This is a genomic window from Anaeromicropila populeti, assembly GCF_900112775.1.
Taxonomy (GTDB): Bacteria; Bacillota; Clostridia; order Lachnospirales; family Lachnospiraceae; genus Anaeromicropila_A; species Anaeromicropila_A populeti.
Genome location: NZ_FOYZ01000020.1, coordinates 1 through 11,751, shown reverse-complemented (window position 1 = coordinate 11,751; position 11,751 = coordinate 1). Strand labels below are relative to the sequence as shown.

The 11,751-nt window shown below is 39.7% G+C and carries 12 protein-coding genes; 1 reads left to right on the top strand and 11 read right to left on the bottom strand.

Annotation, left to right across the window (positions count from 1 at the left end; all coding sequences use genetic code 11):
* Positions 1-10 precede the first annotated feature (10 nt).
* Complete coding sequence (locus BM305_RS17350) at positions 11-700, bottom strand: head maturation protease, ClpP-related (RefSeq protein ID WP_092563850.1); 690 nt, start codon at positions 698-700, stop codon at positions 11-13.
* Complete coding sequence (locus BM305_RS17345) at positions 697-2,001, bottom strand: phage portal protein (RefSeq protein WP_092563847.1); 1,305 nt, start codon at positions 1,999-2,001, stop codon at positions 697-699. Before BM305_RS17345 ends, BM305_RS17350 begins: the two co-directional genes overlap by 4 nt.
* 158 nt (positions 2,002-2,159) lie before the next feature.
* Between BM305_RS17345 and BM305_RS17340 the strand changes: the two genes are divergently transcribed.
* Positions 2,160-2,372: a hypothetical protein gene (locus BM305_RS17340; protein ID WP_092563844.1), complete on the top strand. Its 213-nt coding sequence runs from the start codon at positions 2,160-2,162 to the stop codon at positions 2,370-2,372.
* Positions 2,373-2,574: 202 nt separating this feature from the next.
* Here the strand turns inward: BM305_RS17340 and BM305_RS17335 are convergent, their stop codons facing one another.
* The 9 genes from BM305_RS17335 to BM305_RS17300 all read right to left on the bottom strand — a co-directional run bounded on the left by BM305_RS17335 (position 2,575) and on the right by BM305_RS17300 (position 11,470).
* A complete protein-coding gene (locus BM305_RS17335) occupies positions 2,575-5,121 on the bottom strand; it encodes a terminase TerL endonuclease subunit (protein WP_092563841.1) in 2,547 nt (848 codons plus the stop codon).
* The gene (locus BM305_RS17330; RefSeq protein WP_092563838.1) at positions 5,121-5,600 is read right to left on the bottom strand and encodes a phage terminase small subunit P27 family; all 480 of its coding nucleotides are present in this window, start codon (positions 5,598-5,600) and stop codon (positions 5,121-5,123) included. Before BM305_RS17330 ends, BM305_RS17335 begins: the two co-directional genes overlap by 1 nt.
* Before the next feature lie 189 nt (positions 5,601-5,789).
* Positions 5,790-5,993 carry a DUF4314 domain-containing protein gene (locus tag BM305_RS19250; RefSeq protein ID WP_330393532.1) on the bottom strand — a complete coding sequence of 68 codons (204 nt, stop codon included), beginning with the start codon at positions 5,991-5,993 and terminating at the stop codon, positions 5,790-5,792.
* Entirely contained in the window at positions 5,974-6,465 is a 492-nt protein-coding gene (locus BM305_RS17325) for a gamma-glutamylcyclotransferase family protein (protein ID WP_207649509.1), read from the bottom strand. The genes BM305_RS19250 and BM305_RS17325 overlap by 20 nt, the downstream gene beginning before the upstream one ends.
* A 113-nt stretch (positions 6,466-6,578) precedes the next feature.
* Complete coding sequence (locus BM305_RS17320; RefSeq protein ID WP_092563835.1) at positions 6,579-7,469, bottom strand: amidoligase family protein; 891 nt, start codon at positions 7,467-7,469, stop codon at positions 6,579-6,581.
* A 119-nt stretch (positions 7,470-7,588) separates the two neighbouring features.
* On the bottom strand, positions 7,589-8,371 hold the full coding sequence (locus BM305_RS17315) for a hypothetical protein (protein ID WP_092563832.1): 783 nt from the start codon (positions 8,369-8,371) through the stop codon (positions 7,589-7,591).
* 88 nt (positions 8,372-8,459) lie between these two features.
* Positions 8,460-9,782, bottom strand: a complete 1,323-nt coding sequence (locus tag BM305_RS17310) for a DNA cytosine methyltransferase (protein ID WP_092563829.1) — start codon at positions 9,780-9,782, stop codon at positions 8,460-8,462.
* Positions 9,760-11,016, bottom strand: coding sequence for a site-specific DNA-methyltransferase (locus BM305_RS17305; RefSeq protein WP_092563826.1), 1,257 nt, complete (start codon positions 11,014-11,016; stop codon positions 9,760-9,762). The genes BM305_RS17310 and BM305_RS17305 overlap by 23 nt, the downstream gene beginning before the upstream one ends.
* Positions 11,006-11,470, bottom strand: coding sequence for an RNA polymerase subunit sigma-70 (locus BM305_RS17300; protein WP_330393531.1), 465 nt, complete (start codon positions 11,468-11,470; stop codon positions 11,006-11,008). Before BM305_RS17300 ends, BM305_RS17305 begins: the two co-directional genes overlap by 11 nt.
* Positions 11,471-11,751: the final 281 nt, after the last annotated feature.

Sequence of the window (11,751 nt, the reverse complement as noted above, 5' to 3'; positions counted from 1 at the left end):
ACATTTCCTCCTAATGTGCTATAAGACTCAGTCTTTTTTCTAATTGCTCAATCGGTGTCTTGTTCTCTTGCGGTTTAGAAACCAATCTGGTAAGCAGCGAATTGGTTACCGCCGCTCTGGAAAACAAGAACGATTCTACTTCCAAATCCGCCGACTCTTCTCCTTCAAAAAGAATCTGATCTGCAAACCCTAACTCCACTGCTTTTCTGGCATTAAACCAGGTTTCTGCATCCATCAGGTTTGAAAGTTTGGTACGGTTCATTTCCGTTTTTCTCTCATAGGCATTTAAAATGCTTTCTTTTACTTCCTCTAACATGGCAATGGCTTTCTTCATTTCCATGGAATCTCCAATGGCTATCGTCATAGGATTATGAATCATCATCATAGCTACTGGTGACATCTGTACCTCCGTTCCTGCCATGGCAATTACCGAAGCAGCACTGGCCGCCAAACTATCAATCTTTACGATTACGTTTCCTGGATACTCCATCAACATATTATAAATTTGTGCTGCCGCAAATACGTCCCCGCCAGGAGAGTTAATCCAAACGGTAACGTTTCCTTCTCCCGCTTTCAACTCCTTTTGAAACAGCTTAGGTGTTACCTCATCCCCAAACCAGGTTTCATCCGAAATTTCCCCATTTAAAAAGAGGGTCCTTTCCCCCTCATCCCTCACCCAGTTCCAAAACTTACGCTTCATTGCTGTCTCCTCCTATTCTGTTTTGCTGCATTGTTTTCTTCTACGTCTATACTTTTTTGAGAAATCGTATCCTCTGCAAACGCTCCTGCTTCTTTCAATTTGGTCATATTTCCGTTAATCAGATACAGATTCCCTCCTTCTGCTTCTGGAATAGGATTTAGGTTTTCTAATTTTCTGACATCGTTTGGTGATAAAAAACCATTTTGAATTCCGATGGCATATCCATTCATTCGGCTCTGATAATCCCCTCTCAACAAACCATCCACGTTAAATTTGATGAAGTACTCCTGTTTTTCCTGGGGCAACAGTAATGCCTTTTGTAAAGACTGCTCCCAACGGATTACCCAAGGGTCAAGTGTGTATTTCACAAACTCCAGCGATTGCTGCTCAATGTTAGAAAAACTGGATTTCTCCAAATCTCCAACCAGATGTGGTGGGATTCGATATAATCTGGCAACTTCATTAATTTGAAACTTCCTTGTCTCTAAAAATTGTGCTTCTTCCGGCGGAATGCCAATCTGTTGGTACTTCATCCCCTCCTCCAGAACCGCTACTTTATGGGCATTGTTTGTCCCACGATATACAGAATTCCAAGAATCTCTCACCTTTTTGGGATCTTTTAACACTCCAGGATGTTCCAATACTCCTCCTGGATTGGCACCATTGGCAAAGAAACTGGCACCGTATTCTTCACATGCAAGTGTCATTCCTACGGCATTCTTTGCCATGGCTATGGGCGAATATCCTACTAACCCATCAAAACCAAGACCCGGTATATGAAGAACATCTTCTTGCTTTAAATAGAACTCACCATTTTTTTTAAAATTTGGATTTTCATCTGAATCTTTGGAGTAGATATAAAAAAGCTGACCATTTCCACCCCGTTCCACTTCAACTTTATTGGGTAACAAAGGGTATAAACCAATTACCCTGCCTCCTCCATCTCGAATAACCTGTGCATATGCATTTCCCCAAATTAAAAGATGACTCATCAGTGTCTCTCGAAACACAAAAGAAGTCATCTCGTTGTTTGGTTCATTATGAAGAATAGAATACAAGGGATGGTCATACACCATTTCTTTTCCCGTATCACTATATTTATAAATATGAAGTGGCAAGGATGCAATCGCTTCTGCAAGAATCCTGACACAGGAATACACTGCCGTAGTCTGCATAGCCGTTCGTTCATCCACCGATTTACCGCTTGTGGATCGACCAAATAAAAAAGAATAAGCCGAACCGTAATGATTGATTGGTTTATCTCTTGCTTTAGTAATTCCAAATATGGAACTAAGTACCACAGGCTTACACCCCCTAAATAATAAAAGTTATTTTATTACTTTTTATATAAATATTGACATCACAAGATGCAATAGCTATTATATACATATATACATATATACATATTCATGTATTTATCTATTAAAACTTAACTTATTGCTTGAATGGAGGTCATATAATGGCAGGAAAACTATGTCCTAATTGCAATCAATACACTTTTTTTGAGACAGCTACTGGAAGAAAATGCACAAAATGTAACTATGAAATGACTGTACCTTCCAATAGTGGTAAAGGTGGAAAAGGACAAAAATGTCCTAATTGCAACAAATATACTGTATTTAATAACAAATGTAGTAGCTGTGGAGCAAAGTTTAGCAAAAATGACATTTAATATTAGTGTAAAATAATAGAGCGTTTATATATTAAAAATGCTCTATTATTTTTTATCCAAATAGATTTTTTATTTTCACAAGCATTTCCTAAATTTAAGCCAGAAAAATATGCAGTCCTAAAGGCACTACAAAATCTATAAGACATTGATAACCATTCCCTATATATTCTTTACACATAGTATTCCATAAAAATTGGTTACATTAAAACACTAAAACACCTCTGTCATCATATACACTCCCAGAATTACCTGTATTGCGAATTGCTCGATCCAGTGCCATAATGGTAGCTACTGCACCATCAATCTTCTCCGTAGATTTCTCCTTATCAGGCTTTATATTCCCCGCTGGGTCTTGCTTAATAAAGATGTTATCCATCATCCACCGAAGCACCATATGCCCTCCATGTGCCAACTTCTCCTCAAATGTTAATTTCATCAGTTCCTTGCTCGGCGGTGACATATCCTTGTATCCCTGACCAAAAGGCACAACGGTAAATCCCATACCCTCTAAATTTTGAACCATCTGCACGGCTCCCCAGCGGTCAAACGCAATCTCTTTGATATGGTACAGCATACCTAATTCTTCAATAAATTTTTCAATAAACCCATAGTGAATCACATTTCCTTCTGTTGTTTTCAAAAATCCTTGCTGTTCCCAAATGTCATAAGGAACGTGATCACGTTTTACACGTAACTTCATATTCTCTTCCGGTATCCAAAAGTACGGTAGAATAATATATTTCTCATCTGCATTTCTTGGTGGAAATAGTAATACAAATGCCGTAATATCCGTCGTGCTGCTCAAATCCAACCCGCCATAACACTCCCTGCCTTTGAGAGATTCCCTATCAATGGAGAAGGCACACTTGTCCCATTTTTCCATTGGCATCCAACGAGTAGACTGCTTCACCCACTGATTTAGACGTAGCTGCCGAAAGATATTCTCTTCTGCAGGGTTTTCTTTGGCACTAAGATAAGCATTACGTACTTTTTCTATATCAATGGTATGCCCAAGAGAAGGATTTGCTTTGTACCAACTGTCCTCACTTCCCCAGTCTTCCTCATCACAAATTCCGTAAATAACAGGATAAAAGGTTGGATCCACTTTTCTTCCTAGACTGATATCCTCTGCCTTTTGATGCTGTTCATAACAAATGGAATGTCTGTCTGTACCAGCTGTCGTAATCAAAAAATACAACGGTTGCGTTCTGGCATCCCCAGAACCTTTTGTCATAACATCAAACAGTTCTCTATTTGGCTGACTATGGAGTTCGTCAAAAATAACTGCGTGGACATTTAATCCATGCTTAGTGTACGCCTCTGCCGATAATACTTGATAATAACTATTAGTTGGTTTATATACAAGCCTTTTTACAGACATGATAGGTTTAATTCTTTTTTTAAGAGCAGGACATTGCTCTACCATGTCAACCGCTACATCAAATACAATAGATGCTTGTTGCCTATCAGAAGCACACCCATAGACTTCTGCTCCCCACTCTCCATCCCCACAAGTCATATACAGAGCAACCGCTGCGGCAAGCTCACTATTATGTGTTGGTATCATTGACCTTCCAGCTAGATATAATCTAGATGGACTATCCACCTGAATACACCGCATTTTACATTTTTCTGCCTTCTCAATATATGAAATATAATGAAAATGCGAGCAGCTTCTTGGATTTCTTTTTCTCTTACCCTTTTCTTTTCTCTCCAGACCTGAAATCATCTGATCCTCAAAAGCGGTAAACCGAATCAAATAACACGTCTCTCCAGTAGGTATGCCAAACCTTGTAGAAGGAGTTGTTTTCCTTGTATTTTTTATTCCTAATGACCATAATAAATCTTGAACCTCTTCTGCTAACTCAGGAAGTATGGTTACATAGACAGACTGTCCTCTTACTGTACTGATACAGCCATCCGAATCCATGAGCCCATTCAAAAGACGTTTTCTCTGTGAAATAGACGCCCTCCGATAGCGAATGGGAATTCTTTTTTTGGTAAAATCTCTTACTAAAACAGACTTTAATTCTTGATAAACCAATATATCACTATGTCCAGCTTGTTGATACTGTTTTTGAATCGGGTAGGGAATATTTCTTTTGACTTCTTCCACGTCATCCCTCATAACGGTTATTTCTGGCTTAACTGCATTTCCGTTTCCGATCCAAAAGCCATATAAATACGGATCAATTGGCAATGTTTTTTCTGACAGTAAAAAAGCACCTGCTATCGGAATTCGAAAAAGTGCTCTGTTCTCCTGATTATTTTTTCTTTTCTGTTTTTCATACATTTCTTCTGTGGATATTATTTTTTCTCTTTTTCCATTATTGGTTACCTGCACCTTCCATAAATGTCTTGCACCAGCAACAATACTACTTCCATCCCGAAAATGTATCCGATAAGCTTGCTCCGTATCATCTATTTCACTAAACGCAACTACATGACAAGGCTTTCCTGTTTCATCCAAAACAAAATCTCCCACCTTAAGATTTCCCATTGTCGTAAATCCATCTGGTGTCGGAATTACTGTGTTTACCTCTAACTGCTTTCCATTTTTTTTAGGAATTTCCACATAAGCCGTATTGTACTGACGATACCCATTCGCTTTTACAGTCCCAAATACGTCTCGAATAATTTTATCCTGCCAAGGCAGGAGGTCAAAAGGGAGTCCACGCCATTGTCCTTTGGTGTGGTTTAAGCAATGAATAAAACGCACTACATGTTCTGCTTTTTCTTTACTGTACACTACCTACCACCTCCCTTTAACAAAAGAAGTTCCATTTCATCACTATTTCGCTCCTCGGTGTCCTTTGCATTGATACGGCTTCTTGCAGATGGAGTCAGGCCAAACTGCTCACAGAATCGATTCATTATCTTAAGATAGGTCTGTGCAATGGATACCTGTGGTACTTGCTGCCAATACCCAGATGGTGTTTTTACAATGGTTCCATGCTGTGAGATAAATTCTTCTGCCTCTTTCCACCTCGCATAAGCTTGACAGTATCCTGCAAAAGCTGCCGCATCTACTTCCGTTAAAATTCCCAACTGCTCCATCTGCTTTGCTAGACGCTTCCATTCCTTTTTTGCCTCCTCCTCAAGCCATGCTGGGCAGCGTGGAGCTTTTTTCCCCGGCTTCGGTTCGCCTGTATTCAGACTTCTTTTTCCGGGGTTTCCCTCAAGCACTTTTACTGCAGTTGGCTTCGGTTTTCTTCCTCTCTGTGCCACTGCCCTCACCTCCTTCTAAAAACACAAAAAGAAAAGGCTTCCTAAGATGCCTTCTCCCCTTGTCACTCTAAAATTTATTTTGATAGCCGCTACAATTTGCTGTTTCTTGGTACAAAAGTCTTGCTTTCTGCTCTTAATCTTTTACCAAATAATAAATTCACATGGATTCTCTTATTATTTGTCGGCTTCTCACTGCATGACTTTTCTGCACATATCTTCTCCATAAACAATTCCTAACTTGTGTCCCGTATCCCAATGGACATGAATGGTTCCCACATCATCCACGCTTACTACCGTTCCTTTTGTTCCCTCTGGAATTTTCACATAGGGGTCATCCATACTAATAAGTTCCACCCTCGTGCCTGAAGGGTAGTCAGCTTTTATTTTTTTCACAATCCTTTTCGATACCTTGAACATACGAAATTCCTTTCTTTTTCAAACTTTTTCTAAAGGCTTTTCTCAGTATTTTCTTGTCAAAGCCAAATTTCTGATACGCCCTGTCCAACACCTGATAATAGGAGTCACTCGGCTTTCCAAAGCTTCTCTGTTTATCCATGAGATAAACCATGGCTGTCATCTGATTTTCCTCGACTTTAACTTCAAGCTCCTTCTTATCATAAAAGATTGGATATCCTTCATAGCGATCAAGCCGTTCTTCATCCCCTTCCCCTAGCTTCCATATCAGTACGGGAACCTTGCTTCCTTTTCTTGCTTCAATCGTTGCGTAGGAGCCAGTAAGAGAACCCTTAAAAAGCAGTTCATATCCTTCCAACATACTTGTTCCAATTAGTTCTGCGTTAGGACACCGATATTCCATCTGCTCCAAATCCATATTGCTGCCATAAGCAATGTAATATTTTTTCACCTTAATTCTTCCTTTCTACATTAGACTTCACTTCTTAAAGCATCCCGCTCTGGAGCCTCCTTTCACTGCCTTAAGGGCGGTTTTCTCCGCCCTTGGCATGTGACATCTGGCTCTTAATGTCCACTTCTCCATGCTGAATTTCCTTCGAGGTGCTTTAAAAAATGAAGTCTGCAGGTCTTAAATTCCTCTCCATTCAACCCCAGTCGGAGCATCCAGCATCTGAATGCATATTTTTCATTGTCGGTCACCGTTTTTCTCGGTGTTGCTTTCTTTTGTGTCAGTGCCTGATGCGTTACCGCAAGACAGAACTGTATGTATGCCTTGATCTCCCCTGCGTGAAGGGTGCTGTTAAAAAGTCTAAACTCAACCGTTCCTTTTGTAAAAGTGGCATGCAGGTTTAATCCGTGGTATCTGGTCTCGTTATAATGTCTGCTCGTGTTATAAGGATCTTCTGCATACCAAATTTCTTTTAACTGCTTCATGGTTGTTGGCTTTCTTCTGTTAATGGTTTCCAAAAGTTTCTCATTGGTCTTTTTGCAATACTGAAGTCTTGCTGGATCAATCTGCAGTGCCTTGTAAAGGATGTCTTCCTTGCTTGCAATAATGTTCACAATGTTCCGTAGAGTCTGTGGCTTAAATTTCTCTGCCCCGATGTGGATGTGAATTCCACAAGAAGAGTTTATTATACCTCCTCCCTTTCTTAGCTTTCTTACCAGTTCCTGTAAGGTTTCCATATCCTCATAAGTAAGAATCGGACTGACCACTTCCGTCTTGTAATCATCTCCCGCATGAAAGGTTCTTCCATTTTCTTTTTTTTGTGCGGCAATGCTTGCATCGTACATCGCTTTCCAAGTCCTCCCTTTTTTGTCCTTAACTTCGTAAGTTTGATAACCTGTCCCTACGTATTGACTCTCTGTTTGAAAAAATTCCGCAAGTAAGCTTGCTGCGTTTTTTCTTGTAATGCCTGTCATTTCAATTTCAATTCCAAATGTCTGTGTTCTCATTCTTAATCCTCCGCTGTGTGTTTTCTTTTGGTAGTCTATATATCACTCTAAACACACTAATTATCCAGAGAATTCTGAACCATAATGTACACAAATATCTGGTTGACAGATTGTGTAGTTTAACCCTTACAGTGGCTAGCTCTTTCGGCATCCTTCTTGGCTTTTTGCCTCTCCTGCCACTTCATTTTTTCTTGCTGGTTAGAGAATGCGGTATGACCGTTCAGATTTTTTAAGAGTTCCCTTCTAGTCTCTTTCCCGCCTTTGCCTCCCAGTCCAATTCGGACAAGCCACACCCTCATATAATATTTTTCATTTTCTTCCTTAGTAGGCTTGGAACGAATTCGTTGATGTTGTCTGGCATATGCCACCATCATGGCAGACAGTTCACAGTAGGCTTTTACTTTGACTGGCTCTTGGGAAAAAGGAAATCCCGTAAATAAGATACCTTCCTCTGTAAAGGAAACACCGACACCACTATCTGCAACTTTCTGAAGAAAAGAAACCACCTCTTCTTTCTTGGTAAACTCCTGTTTCTCGAGAGCTTCTATCAGTTCATTTTTGATAAGAAAACCTGTTTTTCCTATGGCTTTGTTGATCAGATACTGTTTAGAATGGAGCATATTGACAAGATTGATGATTCCCTGTGCAGTCATATTTTCAATTGGTATTTTAATCAAAGTCTTTTCTTCCTCATCGAGCATTCCTTTTTTCTCTAATATCCTTTTTACTTCCTTTCCCTTTTCCGCATCTTCAATTAAAATCCGGTTGTTTCTGTCCACCGTAATTTTTCCTATTTTGTACGCAAACGATGGCGGTCCCAGATAAACAGAAGTATCACCTAAATGTTCTGCAATTACCTTTACTACCTGTTTTCTATCCTTGCCAGTTACCATAATTTCCATCTGCTGTTCTCCTTTTCTTTTGGTACACTATACATCACTCTAACTGCCTTCTAAGTCAAGCTTTTTTCTTGTATCTGCAAAAGAAAATCTATTTTCTAGACTCTGGCAATGTCATTGCTACAGCATAGGCAACTGTGGTAGTTACAGCATTTCCTGCCTGTTTGTACAACTGTGCATCTGAATTTACCGCTTGTGCTTTTTCAAATAGAGAATCTGGAAACCCTTGAAGGCGGAAACACTCCTTCGGTGTAAGCCTCCGAATTCTTCCTTGTTTGATTACTGCTTCTTTTTTTCCTTGATATTCCTGCCTAATTATATTTTTAATTTTAAGAACAGGCTCTCCCTCTTTAGTCACACTTTTGTAAAGAAGAATTCCGTGCCTGTCCTGTCCAGTAAGCGTAAACATAGGTTCGCCATTGTCTTTGATTCTTCTCCCATTTTGCCGTTTCTCCAAACGCTGTGGTGTAAGAACTGGATAAACTTCCAATACAGCAGAATTCATTGCCATGCGATTGACCATTCCTGCGGTATAGCGGGCAGTTAAACAGCGGGCAGTGTCCGTTATCTGACTTTTGGTATTGGACTGGTCAATAAAAAGCTGTCGTTTTTTTCCTTCTTCATACACCGCATTCATCGTCTGATTTCGGTTAATTCCACGATAGTCACTTGCAGCAATTGTATGTGCCGTCTCAAGTCTTCCTTTGATTCCTTCTTTTCGGTTAAAACCTACCAGATACAATCCTGTCTTTGCTCCAACTCCTCCTGCATTTCCCATTAAAGTGGTAGCTGCTCCATGGGGATCATATACCCGATAGCCCTGCATACCTCTTATAACCTGCTTAAGAGCTGCTCCGTTTTTTCCTTCGAGAGATAATATTTCTCGTCTACCTCTGCTTCTAAGATTTGCAGTAATGAATACCCGTTCTCTATTTTGGGGGACTCCAAAGTCTTTTGAATTAAGCACCTGCCATCGACAATCATACCCTGCTTTGTCCATTTCAGACAAAACGGTGGCAAAATCGAATCCTGCATGTACTGATAACAGGTTCTTAACGTTCTCAACAAGAAGGTATGTGGGTTTATCACTTTCTTTTTTGCCTTTGATAAGGTCAATAATATTAAAATAGATTCCACTTCTTTTTCCTGACAATCCTCTTTGCTTCCCTGCAACGGATACGTCTTGGCATGGAAACCCAAATGTCCAGATATCTGCTCGTGGGACATCTTCTGATTTGAGTTTTGTGACATCACTAGCGAACCACTCTCCCTCCGTCTCATGCATAGCCTTATAAGAAGCTACTGCAAATTTATCATACTCACAATATCCAATGCATCTGTGCCCTGCAGCCTCTAATCCCAAACGGAAGCCCCCAATTCCTGCGCACAAATCAAGGAAGGTCAACTGCTTCATTCGCTTCACCTTCCTTATCCATATTACAATATTTAATTTTTCTGCTATTCCGAATTAAATAAACATCTTTTGCAGTTCCTTTCCATTCCATATATCGATGTACAATAACATCCACATATTTCTCATCCAACTCAATGGTTCTGCAAATTCGACTGGTCTGCTCACAAGCCATTAACGTAGAGCCACTGCCACCAAACGGATCCAATACAATACAATTACTCATACAGGAGTTGGTAATCGGATAAGATACCAAATTAATAGGTTTCATGGTTGGATGAAGATTATTTTTGCTTGGACGGTCAAACTCCCATATGGTTGACTGTTTTCGATCCGAATACCACAAATGCTTTCCCCCTAGCTTCCATCCAAACAAAACTGGCTCATGCTGCCACTGATAAGGGCTTCTTCCTAATACTAGGCTCTGCTTCTTCCAAATGCAGGTTCCAGATAAATAGAACCCAGCTGCTCGAAACGCTTTTCTAAAATTAAATCCTTCTGTGTCTGCATGAAACACATAAATGCTGGCATCCTGTTCCATGTTTGCCTCCATATTCACAAAAGCAGCAAATAGAAACTTGTAAAATTCCTCATCTTTCAAGTTATCATTTTGTATTATTCCAACTTCTGATTGGTAATTAACATTATAGGGTGGATCCGTAACAATTAGATTAGCCTTCTGCCCTTCCATTAGTTTTTTATAAGTCTCAGGTCTAGTAGCATCACCACATATCAGACGGTGGGGGCCTAACAACCACACATCACCTTTCCGCGAAATACATGGATTTTTTAGTTCTTCCTCTACATCAAAGTCATCCTCCCGGATATCCTTGTTATGAACCGCATTAAATAATTGTTCTATTTCCGGAGGTTCAAACCCTGTTTTACTCAGGTCAAAATCAGATGCTTCTATGTCCTTTAATAAGTCTGCCAACAGTTCTTCATTCCAAGATCCAGTAATTTTATTCAAGGCAATGTTCAAGGCTTTTTCTTTTGTTTTATCGATTGCAATTACAATACAATCAATTTCGGTATATCCTAAATTTTGTAGCACCGTAACTCTTTGATGCCCTCCAATAATTGTGAAATCTGTATTTACAATGATGGGCTCCACATATCCAAACTCTGTAATGGAGGTTTTGATTTTCTCATATTCCTTATCGCAGGGTTTCAGTTTTTTTCTTGGATTATAGGCGGCGGGAATCAATTCTGTTATCTTTAGTTTTTTAAATTCCATTCTCTTCCCTCCAAAATCTGTCTTTGATATAGCAGTTATGACTGCAATATTTTCTGTTTCGGTTTCCATAGGCTTCAAAGGTTATTCCACAACAAGCACAGGTCTGTTGATAAACAGCTGTTTTTCTTTTCTCCACTGCCTCTGGATGTGCCTTCCACCAATCTCTTCTGCATTGGTTGGAGCAAAACTTTCTTGGACGTCCTGTATAAGGCTGCTCCATTCTTTTTCCACAATAGAAACAAGCCTCCCCCGACTGCATCTGTTCCATTACATTTTTGGTTAAGGCTTTTGCATAGCCTTCCAAGCCCCTTGCTTTACAAAAGTTTCTTACAATATCACGAGACACTCCTACCACTGAGCCAATCGCTCGATAACCAATTCCCCGCATACGGAGTTCCCGAATCTGTTTTTCTTGTGAAGCCGTCATTCCTTTTTTATCCTTTCTTTCCAGCAATAAAATAAGTGCAGCTGCCAGAGTTAATTACTCTCCAACAGCTACACTTTTATGGTACTAAAAAAGACCTTAAAAACATCGCTTTTTCACTTGTTTTTTGGTCTAAAATCTTCTTTTTTATTTACGTTTTAACAAAACCTCTATTCTCTATTTCAACTATTGCCTGCATCCTTCAGCTATTTTTTTCGTTTTGGGTATCCCCCCTGTTTAATTCTGCGAAATTCTGCGTAAAAGGGTGCATCGGTATTTCTTGTAAAAGGTTGTAGAGATTTTCTTACCCC

Excerpts from the sequence above, each read along its gene's own strand:
- BM305_RS17350 (WP_092563850.1), bottom strand. The coding sequence starts at position 700 with ATGAAGCGTAAGTTTTGGAACTGGGTGAGGGATGAGGGGGAAAGGACC.
- BM305_RS17340 (WP_092563844.1), top strand. The coding sequence starts at position 2,160 with ATGGCAGGAAAACTATGTCCTAATTGCAATCAATACACTTTTTTTGAG.
- BM305_RS17320 (WP_092563835.1), bottom strand. The coding sequence starts at position 7,469 with ATGAGAACACAGACATTTGGAATTGAAATTGAAATGACAGGCATTACA.
- BM305_RS17315 (WP_092563832.1), bottom strand. The coding sequence starts at position 8,371 with ATGGAAATTATGGTAACTGGCAAGGATAGAAAACAGGTAGTAAAGGTA.
- BM305_RS17310 (WP_092563829.1), bottom strand. The coding sequence starts at position 9,782 with ATGAAGCAGTTGACCTTCCTTGATTTGTGCGCAGGAATTGGGGGCTTC.
- BM305_RS17305 (WP_092563826.1), bottom strand. The coding sequence starts at position 11,016 with ATGGAATTTAAAAAACTAAAGATAACAGAATTGATTCCCGCCGCCTAT.